Genomic DNA, 16,979 nt, shown 5'->3' on the forward strand with positions numbered 1-16,979 from the left:
AATGGCTAAGGCTTCGAACACCGCGGCGCAACGCGTTCGCAAGAAGGTTAAGAAGAACGTCGCTGAAGGCGTGGTTCACGTTCACGCGTCGTTCAACAACACGATCATCACGATCACCGATCGCCAAGGCAACGCTCTGGCATGGGCGACGTCGGGCGGTCAGGGCTTCAAGGGCTCGCGCAAATCGACGCCGTTCGCTGCTCAGGTCGCAGCCGAGTCGGCTGGCCGCGTCGCGATGGAATACGGCGTGAAAAATCTGGAAGTGCGGATCAAGGGCCCGGGCCCGGGTCGCGAGTCGGCAGTGCGCGCACTGCACGGCCTCGGCATCAAGATCACCGCGATTTCGGACGTCACCCCGATTCCGCACAACGGCTGCCGCCCGCCGAAGCGTCGTCGTATCTAAGGATGTGCTGGCACGTTCGTGCTAGCGCATTGCCTGTCGCCGCTCAGCGTCGACGGGCGTTGCTTTTTTGATTGACTAAGCCCACCGTTCGCCCCAAAGGGAGCGGACTAGCGCGGATTTCGATCCGCGTGACTGATTGATAAAGGAATGCAAAGTGGCACGTTATATCGGCCCCAAAGCCAAGCTGTCCCGCCGTGAAGGCACCGACCTGTTCCTGAAGAGCGCACGCCGCTCGCTCGCCGACAAGTGCAAGCTCGACAGCAAGCCGGGTCAGCACGGCCGTACCTCGGGCGCACGTACGTCCGACTACGGTACGCAGCTGCGCGAAAAGCAGAAGGTCAAGCGTATCTACGGCGTGCTGGAGCGTCAGTTCCGTCGTTACTTCGCCGAAGCCGATCGCCGCAAGGGCAACACGGGTGAAAACCTGCTGCAACTGCTCGAGTCGCGCCTCGACAACGTCGTGTATCGCATGGGCTTCGGCTCGACCCGCGCTGAAGCGCGTCAGCTGGTGAGCCACAAGTCGATCACCGTGAACGGCGTCGTCGCGAACGTCCCGTCGCAGCAAGTGAAGGCGGGTGACGTCGTCGCGATCCGCGAAAAGGCGAAGAAGCAGGCGCGTATCGTCGAAGCGCTGTCGCTGGCCGAGCAAGGCGGCATGCCGAGCTGGGTTGCAGTCGATGCGAAGAAGTTCGAAGGCACGTTCAAGCAAATGCCGGAACGCGCTGAAATCGCAGGCGACATCAACGAAAGCCTGATCGTCGAATTGTATTCGCGTTAATCCGATTGACGGCCGAGGTACCCCGATTGCGTTGCGCAAGGAGGGGCCTCGGCTGTTTATTTTCTGGTTGTTACCGGTCAGCCTTATCGGTGTAACGAGCCGAGGGTATTGAAAAGGAAAGCCCATGCAAACCAGTTTGCTGAAACCCAAGATCATCGCCGTGGAATCGCTGGGCGAGAACCACGCGAGGGTGGTCATGGAACCGTTCGAACGCGGTTACGGCCACACCTTGGGCAATGCGCTTCGCCGCGTGCTGCTGTCGTCGATGGTAGGCTACGCGCCGACCGAAGTCACGATCGCAGGCGTGGTGCACGAGTACTCGACGCTGGATGGCGTGCAGGAAGACGTCGTCAACCTGCTGCTGAACCTGAAGGGCGTGGTGTTCAAGCTGCATAACCGTGACGAAGTGACGGTTACGCTGCGCAAGGAAGGCGAAGGCGTCGTGACGGCCGGCGATATCGAGCTGGCTCATGATTGCGAAGTCATCAACCCGAATCACGTGATTGCGCACCTGTCGAAGGGTGGCAAGCTCGACGTTCAGATCAAGATCGAAAAGGGTCGCGGCTACGTGCCCGGCAACGTCCGTCGCTACGGCGAAGACACGGCCAAGATCATCGGCCGCATCGTCCTCGACGCCTCGTTCTCGCCGGTTCGCCGCGTGAGCTACGCGGTTGAAAGCGCACGTGTCGAGCAGCGTACCGACCTCGACAAGCTCGTGATGAACATCGAGACGAGCGGCGTGATCACGCCGGAAGAGGCGATCCGCCAGTCGGCCCGCATCCTGGTCGACCAGCTGTCCGTGTTCGCGGCGCTGGAAGGCACGGAAACGGCAGCCGAAGCGCCGTCGCGTGCACCGCAGATCGATCCGATCCTGCTGCGTCCGGTGGACGATCTCGAGCTGACGGTTCGTTCGGCGAACTGCCTGAAGGCCGAGAACATCTACTACATCGGCGATCTGATCCAGCGCACGGAAAACGAGCTGCTGAAGACGCCGAACCTCGGTCGCAAGTCGCTCAACGAGATCAAGGAAGTGCTCGCTTCGCGCGGTCTCACGCTGGGCATGAAGCTCGAGAACTGGCCGCCGGCTGGTCTCGACAAGTAAGTCCGGTTGTTGCTGTAGTTGGCAAAGATGCGGATTTTCCTTTAAAATCCGCATCTTGCTTTTTTTCGTTACCGGCCCGTGCACCCTCCGAGGTGCGATAGAAGAGCTGGATCAAAACTTTGAATCAAGGAAACTGAAATGCGCCATCGTCATGGTCTGCGGAAACTGAACCGCACGAGCAGCCACCGTCTGGCTATGCTCCGTAACATGTCCAACTCGCTGATCGAGCACGAAGTCATCAAGACGACGCTGCCGAAGGCGAAGGAACTCCGTAAAGTCGTCGAGCCGCTGATCACGCTCGGCAAGAAGCCGTCGCTGGCAAACCGTCGCCTGGCGTTCAACCGCCTGCGCGATCGTGACTCGGTGGCGAAGCTGTTCGACGTGCTCGGTCCGCGTTTCGCGAACCGTCCGGGCGGCTACCTGCGCGTGCTGAAGTTCGGCTTCCGCGTGGGCGACAACGCACCGATGGCACTGGTCGAACTGCTCGACCGTCCGGAAGTCGACGAAACGGAAAACGTGCAAGAAGCAGAGTAAGCTTCCGGTACGCAGCAGGATCTGAAAAGGGGCCGAGCGAATGCTTGGCCCTTTTTGTTTTTGGGATGTCGGCTGCGATCGATTGTCGCAGGCCGGTGCCGGCAGCGTCGCGCGGGCTGCGTTACGATACGGGGCAACCGGTGCGGCCCCTGAACGGGGTGACCGGCGCCGGCAGGAGCCGGCAGACCAGCGAGGAGGGCGCGGATGATAGTGGTGCTGATGCTGACGACGGTGCCCGATGCGGCGACGGCTGCGGCGCTTGCCGACGGCGCGCTCGACGCGCGGCTGGCCGCATGCGTATCGGAGCTCGGCACGATCAAGTCGCGCTATCACTGGCAGGGCAAGGTCGAAACGGCCGAAGAGATCCAGTTGCTGTTCAAGACGAGCCCCGTGCGGGCGCTCGAACTGGAGCGATTTATTGTCGCGCATCATCCTTACGAGACGCCTGAAATCGTCTCGTGGCAAACGACGGCATCGGCCGCGTATGGCCAGTGGGTGACCAACGAAACTCAACGTCTATTTCATGTTTAACGGTATGGCGCTTTCGGTGCGCGTGCGCGCGCTGCGGTTTCTTGCGGTCCTGTTGTCGTTCGTGTTCGTGCTGGGCGGTCTGTCCGTCGCGCGCGCGGCCGACGATTTCCTCGATCCGTCGGTCGCGTTCAAGTTCAGCGCGAGCGAGTCGCCGGGACAGGTGGACGTCCGCTTCAAGATCGCCAACGGCTATTACATGTATCGCGAGCGGTTCGCGTTCGCGGTGAAGAGTGGCCAGGCGACGCTCGGCGAGCCGCAATTCCCGGCCGGCCACGTGAAGTTCGACCAGACGTTCCAGAAGGACGTCGAGACCTATCGCGACGAAGTCGTCGTTCACGTGCCGGTGAAGCAGGCGGCCGGGCCGTTCGAGCTCGCGGTGACGTCGCAAGGCTGCGCGGACGAAGGGATCTGCTATCCGCCGGCCGAGCACGTGATGAAGGTCGATGGCGCCGCACTCGGCGCCGCATCGTCGTCCGGCGACACGGCTGCCGCGGGAAGCTGGTTCGACAAGGTCACGAGCGCCGATTTCGCGCAGTCGCTGCTCGAAGGCCACGGCTTCTTCACGATCGTCGCGCTCTACTTCGTCGCGGGCGTCGTGCTGAGCCTGCTGCCGTGTTCGTATCCGATGATTCCGATCGTGTCCGCGATCATCATCGGCCAGGGCACGCGCGCGACGCATGCGCGTGGCTTTGCGTTGTCGTTGACCTACGTGGTCGGCATGGCGCTGGTCTACACGGTGCTCGGCATCGCCGCCGCGCTGGTTGGCCAGAGCCTCGGCGCGTGGCTGCAGAATCCGTGGGTGCTTGGCGCGTTCGGCGTGCTGCTGACCGCGTTTGCAGTGTCGCTGATCTCGGGCAAGGACATCGCGTTGCCGGAGCGCTGGCAGAACGGCGCGGCCGAGGCATCGAGCGCGCGCCAGGGCGGCCACTTCGTCGCGGTCGCGGCGATGGGCGCGTTGTCGGCGCTGGTCGTCGGCGCGTGCATGACGGCGCCGCTGTTCGCGGTGCTCGCGTTCATCGCGCATACCGGCAACGCGTTGCTCGGCGGCGCGGCGCTGTTCGCGATGGGGCTCGGCCTCGGCGTGCCGCTGCTGGTGGTCGGCGTCGGGGCCGGGACGGTGCTGCCGCGCGCCGGCGCGTGGATGGACGGCGTGAAGGTGTTCTTCGGCATCGTGCTGCTCGCGGCCGCGCTGTGGATCGTGTGGCCGGTGCTGGCCGGCGGGCTGAAGATGGTGCTCGCGGCGTTGTGGCTGCTGATCGCGGCGGCGGCGCTCGGCCTGTTCACGCCGAACGCCGGCGCCGCGTCGATCTGGCGTCGCCTGGGCCGCGGCGTGGGCGCCGCGCTCGCGATCTGGGCCGCGACGCTGCTCGTGGGCCTGGCTGCGGGCTCGACCGATCCCGTCAAGCCGCTGGCCGTGCTGGCGGCGCGTACGGTGGCGTCCGGCGGTGCGGCGACGGCCAGTGCGGCTGCTGCGGACGGCCCGGCGTTCGCGCCGGTGCGCTCCAGCGGCGAGCTCGACGCGTTGCTGAAGACGTCGGGCCGGCCCGTGATGCTCGACTTCTATGCCGACTGGTGCGTGAGCTGCAAGGAGATGGAGCATCTGACGTTCACCGACGCGCGCGTGCAGGCGCGGCTCGCGCGGCTTCACCTCGTGCGCGCGGACGTCACCGCGAACAACCCGGACGATCAGGCGCTGCTCAAGCGCTTCAACCTGTTCGGGCCGCCGGGCATCATCTTCTTCGATCGCAACGGCAACGAGATCGGCCGGGTGGTCGGCTATCAGGCGGCCGACACGTTCCTGCGCAGCCTCGATCGGGCGGCCGTGCCGACGGTATGACGATGGCTTGCCGGGGCGAACCGGCGAATCGCAGATTCGGGCCGGCTGACAGCTTCGATCGGCGATAAACAAAAAACGGCGGGATACCGAAGTGTCCCGCCGTTTTTGCTGATGCGCGCCGGTGTGCGATCAGCGCTGCGCTTTCAGCAGACGCGCGGCATCGAGCGCGAAGTACGTGAGCACGCCGTCGGCGCCCGCGCGCTTGAACGCGAGCAGCGATTCGAGCACGACCTTGTCGTGGTCGAGCCAGCCGTTCATCGCGGCGGCCTTCAGCATCGCATATTCACCGCTCACCTGGTACACGTAGGTCGGGAAGCGGAACTCGTCCTTCACGCGGCGCACGATGTCGAGATACGGCATGCCGGGCTTGACCATCACCATGTCGGCGCCTTCGTCGATGTCGAGGCGTACTTCGCGCAGCGCTTCGTCGCTGTTCGCCGGATCCATCTGGTAGGTCATCTTGTTGCCCTTGCCCAGATTGGATGCCGAACCGACCGCATCGCGGAACGGGCCGTAGAACGCCGATGCGAACTTCGCCGAATAGGCCATGATCCGCGTATGGATATGGCCGTCGCTTTCCAGCATCTCGCGGATCGCGCCGATGCGGCCGTCCATCATGTCCGACGGCGCGACGATGTCGACGCCGGCTTCCGCCTGCGCGCGCGCCTGTTCGATCAGGATCTCGATCGTGTCGTCGTTGATCACGTAGCCGTTCTCGTCGAGCACGCCGTCCTGGCCGTGGCTCGTGTACGGATCGAGCGCGACGTCGGTCAGCACGCCGAGCTCGGGGAAGCGCTTCTTCAGCTCGCGCACGGCGCGCGGAATCAGGCCTTCGGGATTGGCCGCCTCGCGGCCGTCGGGCGTCTTCAGCGACGGCTCGATGGCCGGGAACAGCGACAGCACGGGCACGCCGAGTTCGACGCACTGCTCGGCGACCTGCATCAGCAGGTCGACCGACACGCGCTCGACGCCGGGCATCGACGGGATGGGCTGGCGTTGCTGGGTGCCTTCGACGACGAACACCGGGTAGATCAGGTCGTCGGTGGTCAGGCGGTTTTCGCGCATCAGGCGGCGGGAGAAGTCGTCGCGGCGCATCCGGCGCGGACGATGAAGCGGATGGAAGCTCATGGCGATTTGGCAGAAATCAGGGCAAGAAGACCTTACGGAACCCTTAGGTCATTTTCGAGATCGTTGGTATATGATAGCGATCGAGCGGCACGCGTTGCGTGCAGCTCCCCGCTTCTCCTCCCTGAGCGGGTGCCTGTCGTTTTTCGATTAGGCTGTTTGACCCGCCGTTCAACGGCGGGTTTTTTTATGAGCCGGCCGAATCCGCAGGTGCCGTCAGGTGCGCGCAGCCGATCCCAGCCGCGCGTTGCCCGCTCATTGTGCTACAGGCTCGCTTTTTTCGTCGGCGACGGACGGCCGCAGCCAGCTCTCGATCAGTTCATGGGCCTCGTCGAGCCCCGTACGCTTCAGCGCCGAGAACAGCTGGACCGTCAGCTTGCCCTTCACGCCCTGGTCGCGATACGCGTCGAGCCCCTTCTGCGTGTTGCGCAGCGCATTGATGCTTTCCTGGCGCGTCAATTTGTCGCACTTCGTCAGCAGCGTGTGGATCGGCTTGCCGGTCGGCGCGAACCACTCGATCATGCGTCGATCGAGATCGGTCAGCGGACGGCGCGAATCCATCATCAGGATCAGGCCGCAAAGCTGCGAGCGCGTCGCGAGATAGGACGACAGCAGCATTTCCCAGTGCGCCTTCGCGGCACCGGGCACTTCCGCGTAGCCGTAGCCGGGCAGGTCGACGAGGTTCGCGACGGGCTCGGCGGCGGGGCCGACGGAGAAGTAGTTGATATGCTGCGTGCGGCCGGGCGTCTTGGACGCAAAGGCCAGCCGCTTCTGGTTGCACAGCACGTTGATCGCCGTCGACTTGCCGGCATTCGAGCGGCCCGCGAACGCGATTTCCGGCTGGACCGTCGGCGGCAGGTCGCGCAGATGGTTGACGGTCGTGTAGAAGCGGGCTTGATGGAGCAGAAAGGCCATGGGAACCGGAAGGACGGGCGGCGCGAGCCGCTTGGTGGAGGCGGGGTAGCCCCGATAGGCGCGGGAGCTTTCAGCACGATATTGTACAATACGGCGGTTTTACCGAAGGCCAACGGGCGCCTGCCTCGCGCTTTTATGTGGCTTCTGCGGTAGACTGAACGCCGTCGTTTTTTGCAGAACCTCAAATTCCCACAAGACGAAACAGGGTGTGCGAATGAATCGACTGTGCAAGTCTCTGATGGTGCTTCAGGTTGCAGCAGGGTTCGTAGGTTTCGTAGCGGAGGCAAACGCGGCAGATGCGGCGAAGCCGGATCTGGATCGCGGCAAGGCGATTGCCGGGCAGGTCTGCGCGTCGTGTCACGGCGCCGACGGCAATAGTGCGTCGGGCAGTTTCCCGAAGCTCGCCGGCCAGCATCCCGAATATCTGGTCAAGCAGTTGAACGACTTCAAGACGCAGCCGGGCGCGAAGGGGCCGGTGCGTAACAACGCGGTGATGGTCGGATTCGCAAGCGCGTTGAGCGCGGACGACATGCGCAACGTCGCCGCGTACTACGGGTCGCAGACGACGAAGCTCGGTACCGCACGCAATGCGGCGACCGTGCCGGTCGGCCAGAAGATCTATCGCGGCGGCATCGCGGAGAAGGGCGTACCAGCCTGCGCGAGCTGCCACGGGCCGACGGGGCAGGGGATCCCGGTCCAGTACCCGCGTCTGTCGGGGCAATGGGCCGATTACACGGTCGCGCAGTTGACCGCGTTCCAGCAGGGTGCCGGCGCGCGCAACAACAACGAGGCGATGCATCAGATCGCGTCGCGGCTGTCGGATACCGAGATCAAGGCCGTCGCCGATTACATCGCGGGTCTGCGTTGAGCGGTCAACCGCGCATGGAATGACCGGCCGCCCGAAGGGCGGCCGGAGTCAGAACAAGAAAAGGGTGGGGCACCGCTGTTCGCGGTCGCCTTGCCCTTTTTTGTTGGCACTCGCCGGGCCGTCCCGAGCGTGCCGATCGCCCGTTGGGGCGCAGCGAACATAGTGAGTGTGGGGGCTGTTTCCCCTGAGTCGGAGTTTGAATGAGCGTTACCACGTCGGGGTTGCAGTCGAAGTCGAGTCAGGGTGCGTCGAAACGCGCGGTCGAGCTGCTCAGCTCGATGCGCTTTGCGATCGCGCTGCTGGTGGTGCTGTCGATCGCGAGCATCATCGGCACGGTCCTGACCCAGGACGATCCGTATCCGAACTACGTGAACCAGTTCGGGCCGTTCTGGGCGGACATCTTCCGCTCGCTGGGCCTGTACAACGTGTACAGCGCGTGGTGGTTCATGCTGATCCTGATCTTCCTCGTCGTGTCGATCTCGCTGTGCGTGATCCGCAATGCGCCGAAGATGCTCGCCGATGCGAAGAGCTGGAAGGACAAGGTCCGCGAAGGCAGCCTGCGCGCGTTCCACCACAAGGCCGAGTACACGGCGTCCGGTACGCGCGCGACGGTCGCGGCGACGCTCGCCACGTTCGTCACGAAGGCCGGCTACAAGCACGTCGTGCGTGAAACCGACGGCGCGACGCTGATCTCCGCGAAGCGCGGCGCGATGACCAAGTGGGGCTACATTTCCGCCCACCTCGCGATCGTCGTGATCTGTATCGGCGGCCTGCTCGACAGCAACCTGCCGATCAAATTCCAGATGTGGATGTTCGGCAAGAGCCCGGTCAACACGAGCGCGACGATCAGCGAGATTTCGCCCGACCATCGCCTGTCCGCGTCGAACCCGACGTTCCGCGGCTATGCGTGGGTGCCGGAGGGCCAGTTCGTGTCGACCGCGATCCTGAACCAGCCGAGCGGCTCGTTGATCCAGGATCTGCCGTTCTCGATCCAGCTCGACAAGTTCATCGTCGATTACTACACGACGGGCATGCCGAAGCTGTTCGCGAGCGACATCGTCGTGATCGATCGCGAGACCGGCCGGAAGATCCCGGCGCGGGTCGAGGTCAACAAGCCGTTCACGTACAAGGGCGTGTCGATCTACCAGTCGAGCTTCCAGGACGGCGGCTCGCAAATGCAGATGACGGCCTACCCGATGACGGGCAGCCATGCGGCGACCGTTCCCGTGAAGGGCACGATCGGCAGCTCGGCGCCGCTGCAGGTCCCGGGCGCCGACGGCGACACGATCGAGTTCTCCGATTTCCGCGCGATCAACGTCGAAAACATGGCCGACGCGAACGGCAAGCCGGACGTGCGCGGTGTTGCGACGACCAGCTCGCTGAAGGAAGTATTCGACGAGCGGCTCGGCTCGGGCGCGAAGACGTCGAAGCCGACGCAGCTCCACAACATCGGCCCGTCGGTGCAGTACAAGATTCGCGGCAAGGACGGCCAGGCGCGCGAATTCAACAACTACATGCTGCCCGTCGACATGAACGGCGAACGCGTGTTCCTCGCCGGCGTGCGCGCGAGCCCGAACGATCCGTTCCGTTACATGCGGATCCCGGCCGACAGCCAGGATTCGATCGGCGAATGGATGCGCCTGCGCGCCGCGCTCGAGGATCCGGCCGTGCGCACCGAAGCCGCCGCGCGCTTCGCGCAGCGCTCGCTGCCGGGCGACGCGTCGCTGCGCGGCCGCCTGCAGGACAGCGCGTCGAAGGTGCTGACCCTGTTTGCGGCGAGCGACGACAGCGTCGGCCGCGGCGCGGATGGCCAGCCGGTCGGCGGCTTTCAGGCGGTGGCGACCTTCATCGACCGCTCGGTGCCGAAGGGCGAGCAGGAGAAGGCCGCGAGCCTGTTGCTGCGGATGCTCGAGGGCTCGATGTGGGAGGTCTGGCAGATCGCGCGCGAGCGTGCCGGCGAGCCGGCCGCGCAGCAGGGCACCGACACGATCCGCTTCGTGCAGAACGCGATCAACGCGCTATCCGACAGCTTCTTGTATGGATCGCCGGTCTATTTGCAGCTTGATTCCTTCAAGCAGGTGCAAGCTTCGGTATTTCAGCTGACGCGCGCACCCGGCAAGAATCTGGTGTATCTTGGCAGCCTGTTGCTGGTCGCCGGCATCTTCTCGATGTTCTACGTGCGCGAGCGGCGACTCTGGTTCTGGCTGAAGGACGCCGGTTCGGGCGTCGATGTGGTGATGGCAATGTCCACGGCCCGCAAGACCTTCGATTTCGAGAAAGAATTCGTGCAGACGCGCGACGCGGCCGGCGCCGCCTTGCGCGCCGCACCTCGCGATGCCGCGCCCGCCGGTGCGGCTTCGACGGCCCGCCCGCCTGTCGGCGGCGGTTCCGATTCCGAGAATTCCACCCGGTAACATCATGGATCTCACGCAAGTTTCCTCTTCCCGTACGGCGTCGGCCCCGGCGCCGGCATCGTCGCCGTTGTTCGACGAGCGTCCGTTCCTCGCGCGCCTGTCGCTGTTCGACTGGCTGTTCGCCCTGGCGCTCGTGGCGGGCGCGGGCTATGCGCTCGTGCACTACAACGCGCACATGGATTACTACGACAAGGCGGTGATGATCGGCACCGTGCCGGCGCTCGTCGCGCTCGGCTGGCGCTGGAAGCCCGCGCGGCTGATGATGGCGTCGATCTCCGTGCTGTCGCTGTTGTCGATCCAGATCTACCAGGGCGATCTCGCCCGCGCCGATTCGGCGTTCTTCCTCAAGTACTTCCTGTCGAGCCAGTCGGCGATCCTGTGGATGAGCGCGATGTTCGTGCTCGCGACGATCTTCTACTGGATCGGGCTGCTCGCGCGCGCCGAAACGGGCGCCGCGATCGGCCAGAAGCTCACGTGGGTCGCCGTGCTGATGGGCTTCACGGGGCTGATGGTGCGCTGGTACGAGTCCTACCTGATCGGTGCGGACGTCGGGCACATCCCCGTATCGAACCTCTATGAAGTGTTCGTCCTGTTCAGCCTGATCACGGCGCTGCTTTATCTGTATTACGAAGGCCACTACGGCACGCGTTCGCTCGGCGCGTTCGTGCTGCTGGTCATCAGCGCGGCGGTCGGCTTCCTGATGTGGTACTCGGTCGCGCGCGATGCGCAGCAGATCCAGCCGCTCGTGCCGGCGCTGCAAAGCTGGTGGATGAAGATCCACGTGCCGGCGAACTTCATCGGCTACGGCAGCTTCGCGCTGTCGGCGATGGTGTCGGTCGCGTACCTGATGAAGGAGCGCGGGATCCTCGCGGATCGCCTGCCGACGCTGGAGGTGCTCGACGACGTGATGTACAAGTCGATCGCGGTCGGTTTCGCGTTCTTCACGATCGCGACGATCCTCGGCGCGCTGTGGGCGGCCGAAGCGTGGGGCGGCTACTGGAGCTGGGACCCGAAGGAAACCTGGGCGCTGATCGTGTGGCTGAACTACGCGGCGTGGCTGCACATGCGGCTGATGAAGGGCCTGCGCGGCGCGGTGGCCGCCTGGTGGGCGCTCACCGGCCTGCTGGTCACGACGTTCGCGTTCCTCGGCGTCAACATGTTCCTGTCCGGGCTGCACAGCTACGGCAAGCTGTAAGATTTCCGCCGCTCGTCCGACCATAGACCGCCGGTGCACTGCGTGCCCGGCGGTTTTCTTTTGTAATGGGCGGGCGAACCGGGCGTCGAACGGCGTGCGACGGGCCGGGTCGAACGCTGATGAAGCATGCGCGTCGCGCATGCGGGAGGAACTGCACGATGTGGATCAAACGCCCTTTGCGTAACGTACTGACCGGCGCGGATATCGCGCCGAGCGAGATCACGCCGCGCGCGGTATTCGAGAATCGGCGGCGCGTGTTGCAGGCGGCCGGCCTCGCGGCCGCGGGTGGCCTGTTCGGCACCAGCGGCGCGGCGCTCGCCGCGTATGCGTCACCCGACGCGCGGGCGGCGAAGCTCGCGGCAAAAACCAACCCGACATTCGTCGCCATCGACAAGGTGACGCCGTTCAAGGACATCACGTCCTACAACAACTTCTACGAATTCGGCACCGACAAGAGCGATCCGGCGCAGAACGCGGGCACGTTGCGGCCGCGCCCGTGGCGCGTGAGTGTCGAAGGCGAGGTGCAGCACCCGAAGGTGTTCGATCTCGACGAGTTGCTGAAGCTCGCGCCGCTCGAGGAGCGCGTGTACCGGCTGCGCTGCGTCGAGGGCTGGTCGATGGTGATCCCGTGGATCGGCGTGCCGCTGTCCGAGCTGATCAAGCGCGTGCAGCCGACTGGCAACGCGAAATACGTGCAGTTCGTCACGCTGGCCGATCCGTCGCAGATGCCGGGCCTGTCGACGCCCGTGCTCGACTGGCCGTATTCGGAAGGGCTGCGCATGGACGAGGCGATGAATCCGCTGACGCTGCTGACGATGGGCGTCTACGGGCAGGTGCTGCCGAACCAGAACGGTGCGCCGGTGCGGATCGTCGTGCCGTGGAAATACGGGTTCAAGAGCGCGAAGTCGCTCGTGAAGATCCGCTTCGTCGACAAGCAGCCGAAGACGAGCTGGAACACGTACGCGGCGAACGAGTACGGCTTTTATTCAAACGTGAACCCGAACGTCGATCATCCGCGCTGGAGCCAGGCGACCGAGCGGCGCATCGGCGAGGACGGCTTCTTCACGCCGAAGCGCAAGACGCTGATGTTCAACGGCTACGGCGACTTGGTCGCATCGATGTATCAGGGCATGGACCTGAAAAAGAATTTCTGAGCGCGACCGTGAGAAACGACATGCATCCTTCGACGCTCACACCCGCGCGCGCCGCGGGCGCCGGGCAGGCCGCCCGCACGGCGCGTGCCGGGGCGAACCGTCCTGCCGCGCCGCGCTGGCTCGCGCCGGCCAAGGTGCTGGTGTTCGCGGCCGGCCTCTACCCGCTCGCGCGCATCGTGCTGTTCGGGCTGACCGACCGGCTCGGCGCGAACCCGATCGAATTCATCACGCGTTCGACCGGTTTGTGGACGCTCGTCCTGTTGTGCATCACGCTGGCCGTCACGCCGCTGCGGCGCATCACGGGCTTCGCGCCATTGCTGCGCTTTCGTCGGATGATCGGGCTGTTCGCGTTCTTTTACGCGACGCTGCACTTCACGACCTACCTGTGGTTCGATAAGTGGTTCGACGTCGTCGCGATCCTGAAGGATGTCGGCAAGCGCCCGTTCATCACGGTCGGTTTCGCGGCGTTCGTGCTGCTGATTCCGCTCGCCGCGACGTCGCCGCGCGCGATGGTGCGCCGGCTCGGTCGCCACTGGGCGACGCTGCACAGCGCAATCTACGCGATCGCGCTGTTCGGCGTGCTGCACTTCTGGTGGATGCGGGCGGGCAAGCACGATCTTGCGCAGCCGAAGCTCTACGCGGCGATCGTCGCCGCGCTGCTCGGCTGGCGGCTGGTGACGTGGGGCTGGCGCCGCGTGCGCGCGTGACGGCGCGGCCGCTGAAAAACAAAAGGCGATGACCGGGAAGTCATCGCCTCGTTTCGTGCGCCGCGCGGGCGGCAGTGCGTCGTTACTTCGTCGCGGCCGGGCCCGATGCCGGGGCGGGCATGGTCGATGTGCTCGACAGTTCGGGCGACAGCGTGAGCGGCGAGCCGGACGTGTCGGGCGACTCGTCGGACGACGCGTTTTCGTCGGTCGGTTTCACGTCCGACGGCGGCGTATTCTGCGGCTGGATCGGCTTGGGCATCGGAGGCACGGTGGGCAGATAGAGCGCGCCGCTTTGACCGCAGCCGGCAAGAATCGCCAAAGCCGCTACAATCGCGCTCATCCGGAAAACGACTCGCATGATCGTCCCTGAACAATTTAACCGATAGAGTTTAGCATGTCCGATACTGAATACCTGGCCCGTGCAGAGGCCGTGCTGGCGGCCGTCGAGCGTACCGTGGACGTCGCGAACGACGGCGATCACGACATCGATCTGGAACGCAATGGCAGCGTGCTGACGCTGACGTTCGAGAACGGCTCGAAGATCATCGTCAACCTGCAGCCGCCGATGAAGGAGGTGTGGATCGCCGCGAAGGCCGGCGGATTCCACTACCGTTTCATCGACGGCGAATGGCGCGATACGCGCACGGGCACCGAGTTCTTCTCGGCGCTCACCGACTACGCGACCCAGCAGGCCGGCCTGCCGATCACGTTCAGCGCGTAACGGCGGGAGCGCAGCGCTCCGCGCGTCGTGCCCAAAGAAAAAGCGCCCCGCGGGGCGCTTTTTTCATGGCCGGGCCGCGGGTCAGTGGCCGCGGAACAGGTTCATGATGTCCTGCTTCTCCTGCTCGTCGACGTGCGGCACGGCCTCGTCGACGTTCTGCGCAGCGGGCGCCTGCGGCACGCCGACCGTCGACACGAAGCCGTGGCCCGGCGTGAACTCGGTGAAGTACAACTCGCCGCCGAGCGATTCGACGCCTTCCGGCACCGTCGGCTTGAATTCCGGCACGCCCTTCAGCGCAGCGCCCATGTAGTCGATCCAGACCGGCAGCGACAGGCCGCCGCCGGTTTCGCGATCGCCGAGGCTGCGCGGATTGTCATAGCCGATCCATGCGATCGCGGCGAGCGTGTGCTGGTAGCCGGCGAACCACGCGTCGTGCGAGTCGTTCGTCGTGCCGGTCTTGCCCGCGAGATCGGTGCGCTTCAGCACGTTGGTCCGCGCGCCCGTGCCGCGCTGCGCGACGCTCTGCAGCAGGCTGTTCATCACGTAGGCGTTGCGCGCGTCGATCGCGCGCGGCGCGTTCTGCTCGGCGACGAGCGGCTGCGCGCGCGCGACGACCGCGCCGTTCGGATCGGTGACTTCGGCGATCAGGTACGGATTGACGCGATAGCCGCCGTTCGCGAAGACCGAATACGCGCCGGCCATCTGCAGCGGCGTGACCTGGCCGGCGCCGAGTGCCATCGGCAGGTAGGCCGGATGGCGCTCGGCGTCGAAGCCGAAGCGCGTGATGTATTGCTGCGCGTATTTCGTGCCGATGTGATTCAGGATCCGGATCGACACGAGGTTGCGCGAGCGCTGCAGCGCGGTGCGCATCGACATCGGGCCTTCGAAGCCGCCGCCGTAGTTCTTCGGCTCCCACGGCTGGCCGCCGGTTTCCGCGGCGCTGAAATACAGCGGGCCGTCGTTGATCACGGTGGCGGGCCCGAGGCCCTTGTCGAGCGACGCCGAGTAGATGAACGGCTTGAACGACGAACCGGGCTGCCGCCACGCCTGCGTGACGTGGTTGAACTTGTTCTTGTTGTAGTCGAAGCCGCCGACGAGCGAGCGGATCGCCCCGTCCTGCGGGACGATCGACAGGAACGCGCCTTCGACCTGCGGCAACTGCGTGATCGACCATTTGCCGGCGTCGTTCTTCACGACCCGGACGATCGCGCCGGGGCGGATGCGCCGGTTCGGCTGCGCGTTGGCCGACAGCGCGCCCGACGCGAAGCGCAGGTTGTCGCCCTCGATCGTCGCCGTGCTGCCGTCGATGAACGCCACCGTGATCTGGCGCGGGCTCGCGGCCGTCACGACCGCGGCGATCAGCTCGCCGTTGTCGGGATGCTCGAGCAGCGCGTCGTCGATCGCCTGTTCGCGATCGTCGGCGCCGGCCGGCAGTTCGATGAAGCCTTCCGGCCCGCGATAGCCGTGGCGGCGCTCGTAATCCATGATGCCCTTGCGCAGCGCGGTGTACGCGACCTGCTGGTCCGCGGAGTCGATCGTCGTGACGACGTTGAAGCCGCGCGTGTAGGTTTCCTCGCGATACTGCGCATACATCATCTGTCTGACCATTTCCGCGACGTACTCGGCGTGCACGCTGAAATCGCGGCCCGGACCCTTGACGACGAGCGGCTGCGCGGCGGCTTCGTCGTACTGTTCGCGCGTGATGAAGTTCAGCTCGAGCATCCGCTGCAGGATGTATTCCTGGCGCACCTTCGCGCGCTTCGGATTCACGACCGGGTTATACGCGGACGGCGCCTTCGGCAGCCCCGCGAGCATCGCGGCTTCCGCGAGCGTGATGTCCTTCAGATCCTTGCCGAAATAGACGCGCGCCGCGCTCGCGAAGCCGTACGCACGCTGGCCGAGATAGATCTGATTCATGTAGACCTCGAGAATCTGATCCTTCGTCAGCGCGCGCTCGATCCGGTACGCGAGCAGCATTTCGTAGATCTTGCGCGTGTAGGTCTTCTCGCTCGACAGGAAGAAGTTGCGCGCGACCTGCATCGTGATCGTGCTCGCGCCCTGCGACGCGTGGCCGTTCGTCAGCGCGACGAAGCCGGCGCGGATGATGCCGGTGAGGTCGACGCCGCCGTGATCGTAGAAGCGCGCGTCCTCGATCGCGAGGATCGCCTTCTTCAGCGAGTCGGGCACGTCCTTGAAATGAACGACGTCGCGGCGCTCCTCGCCGAATTCGCCGATCAGCACGTGATCGGACGTATAGATGCGCAGCGGTACCTTCGGCCGATAGTCGGTCAGCGCGTCGAGCGACGGCATGTTCGGCCAGGCCACGACGAGCGCATAGCCGAGCACGAGGCCGCCGGCCACGACGAGGGCCACGCACATCGCGGCGAAGCCGAGCAGGACTTTTTGCCACCAGGGCCGCTTCTTCGGCTCCGGGGCGGGAGGCGGGGACGTAGGAGTCGTGGATTGCATAGGCATACCGGAAAACAGTCCCGCGATTATAGCTGCCCGGTAAGACCGGTCCTGACGCGGGGGCCGCCCGTCGGAAAGCCGCGGGTCGGCGTGCCGTCAGCATAGTCCGCGCATGGCCACCGCGAGCGGATGCTGGCCGTTTGGCCGACTGTCGGCCGCATGCGCCGCTTTGCAGAATCAGGTCTCGGAAACGCGGCGTGGGCCGCGACGATCTCGGGAGGCTGGG

At 65.1% G+C, this 16,979-nt stretch carries 16 protein-coding genes; 12 read left to right on the forward strand and 4 right to left on the reverse strand.

Features of this window, described 5'->3' with window-relative positions; genetic code table 11:
• Nucleotide 1: 1 nt before the first annotated feature.
• The 6 genes from rpsK (at nt 2) to dsbD (ending at nt 5,185) form a co-directional block, all read left to right on the forward strand.
• Entirely contained in the window at nt 2–403 is a 402-nt protein-coding gene (rpsK, locus tag H0X91_RS16025; RefSeq protein WP_004197937.1) for a 30S ribosomal protein S11, read from the forward strand.
• 154 nt (nt 404–557) lie between these two features.
• On the forward strand, nt 558–1,181 hold the full coding sequence (gene rpsD / locus H0X91_RS16030) for a 30S ribosomal protein S4 (RefSeq protein ID WP_006477177.1): 624 nt from the start codon (nt 558–560) through the stop codon (nt 1,179–1,181).
• A 124-nt stretch (nt 1,182–1,305) separates the two neighbouring features.
• Nucleotides 1,306–2,283, forward strand: coding sequence for a DNA-directed RNA polymerase subunit alpha (locus tag H0X91_RS16035; protein ID WP_006477176.1), 978 nt, complete (start codon nt 1,306–1,308; stop codon nt 2,281–2,283).
• A 138-nt stretch (nt 2,284–2,421) separates the two neighbouring features.
• On the forward strand, nt 2,422–2,817 hold the full coding sequence (rplQ, locus tag H0X91_RS16040; RefSeq protein WP_006477175.1) for a 50S ribosomal protein L17: 396 nt from the start codon (nt 2,422–2,424) through the stop codon (nt 2,815–2,817).
• 204 nt (nt 2,818–3,021) lie between these two features.
• Complete coding sequence (gene cutA, locus H0X91_RS16045) at nt 3,022–3,348, forward strand: divalent-cation tolerance protein CutA (protein WP_006494457.1); 327 nt, start codon at nt 3,022–3,024, stop codon at nt 3,346–3,348.
• Nucleotides 3,341–5,185 (forward strand): protein-disulfide reductase DsbD, encoded by a 1,845-nt coding sequence (gene dsbD, locus H0X91_RS16050; RefSeq protein WP_034201090.1) that lies wholly within the window; start codon nt 3,341–3,343, stop codon nt 5,183–5,185. The genes cutA and dsbD overlap by 8 nt, the downstream gene beginning before the upstream one ends.
• A 129-nt stretch (nt 5,186–5,314) precedes the next feature.
• On the opposite strand, the gene hemB is transcribed toward dsbD, so the two are convergent.
• Nucleotides 5,315–6,313 (reverse strand): porphobilinogen synthase, encoded by a 999-nt coding sequence (hemB, locus tag H0X91_RS16055; protein ID WP_006482872.1) that lies wholly within the window; start codon nt 6,311–6,313, stop codon nt 5,315–5,317.
• A 252-nt stretch (nt 6,314–6,565) separates the two neighbouring features.
• On the reverse strand, nt 6,566–7,225 hold the full coding sequence (gene yihA, locus H0X91_RS16060) for a ribosome biogenesis GTP-binding protein YihA/YsxC (RefSeq protein WP_006477171.1): 660 nt from the start codon (nt 7,223–7,225) through the stop codon (nt 6,566–6,568).
• 214 nt (nt 7,226–7,439) lie between these two features.
• Between yihA and H0X91_RS16065 the strand changes: the two genes are divergently transcribed.
• The 5 genes from H0X91_RS16065 (at nt 7,440) to msrQ (ending at nt 13,563) form a co-directional block, all read left to right on the forward strand.
• Nucleotides 7,440–8,093 carry a c-type cytochrome gene (locus H0X91_RS16065; protein ID WP_012492295.1) on the forward strand — a complete coding sequence of 218 codons (654 nt, stop codon included), beginning with the start codon at nt 7,440–7,442 and terminating at the stop codon, nt 8,091–8,093.
• A 200-nt stretch (nt 8,094–8,293) separates the two neighbouring features.
• Nucleotides 8,294–10,507: a cytochrome c biogenesis protein ResB gene (locus H0X91_RS16070; RefSeq protein WP_006494455.1), complete on the forward strand. Its 2,214-nt coding sequence runs from the start codon at nt 8,294–8,296 to the stop codon at nt 10,505–10,507.
• Nucleotides 10,508–10,511: 4 nt separating this feature from the next.
• Nucleotides 10,512–11,702, forward strand: coding sequence for a c-type cytochrome biogenesis protein CcsB (gene ccsB / locus H0X91_RS16075; protein WP_006482903.1), 1,191 nt, complete (start codon nt 10,512–10,514; stop codon nt 11,700–11,702).
• 158 nt (nt 11,703–11,860) lie between these two features.
• Nucleotides 11,861–12,856: a protein-methionine-sulfoxide reductase catalytic subunit MsrP gene (gene msrP / locus H0X91_RS16080; protein WP_006491738.1), complete on the forward strand. Its 996-nt coding sequence runs from the start codon at nt 11,861–11,863 to the stop codon at nt 12,854–12,856.
• Between the two features lie 20 nt (nt 12,857–12,876).
• Nucleotides 12,877–13,563: a protein-methionine-sulfoxide reductase heme-binding subunit MsrQ gene (gene msrQ / locus H0X91_RS16085; RefSeq protein ID WP_006482924.1), complete on the forward strand. Its 687-nt coding sequence runs from the start codon at nt 12,877–12,879 to the stop codon at nt 13,561–13,563.
• Nucleotides 13,564–13,645: 82 nt separating this feature from the next.
• Here msrQ and lptM read toward each other — a convergent pair whose 3' ends face one another.
• Nucleotides 13,646–13,921 (reverse strand): LPS translocon maturation chaperone LptM, encoded by a 276-nt coding sequence (gene lptM, locus H0X91_RS16090; protein ID WP_006491729.1) that lies wholly within the window; start codon nt 13,919–13,921, stop codon nt 13,646–13,648.
• A gap of 36 nt (nt 13,922–13,957) precedes the next feature.
• Here lptM and cyaY point away from each other — a divergent pair, with 36 nt between their 5' ends.
• Complete coding sequence (gene cyaY, locus H0X91_RS16095; protein ID WP_006482891.1) at nt 13,958–14,284, forward strand: iron donor protein CyaY; 327 nt, start codon at nt 13,958–13,960, stop codon at nt 14,282–14,284.
• A gap of 81 nt (nt 14,285–14,365) precedes the next feature.
• On the opposite strand, the gene H0X91_RS16100 is transcribed toward cyaY, so the two are convergent.
• Entirely contained in the window at nt 14,366–16,753 is a 2,388-nt protein-coding gene (locus H0X91_RS16100; RefSeq protein ID WP_102898887.1) for a penicillin-binding protein 1A, read from the reverse strand.
• Nucleotides 16,754–16,979: the final 226 nt, after the last annotated feature.

Source organism: Burkholderia sp. 9777_1386 (assembly GCF_015712265.1).
Taxonomy (GTDB): domain Bacteria; phylum Pseudomonadota; class Gammaproteobacteria; order Burkholderiales; family Burkholderiaceae; genus Burkholderia; species Burkholderia cenocepacia.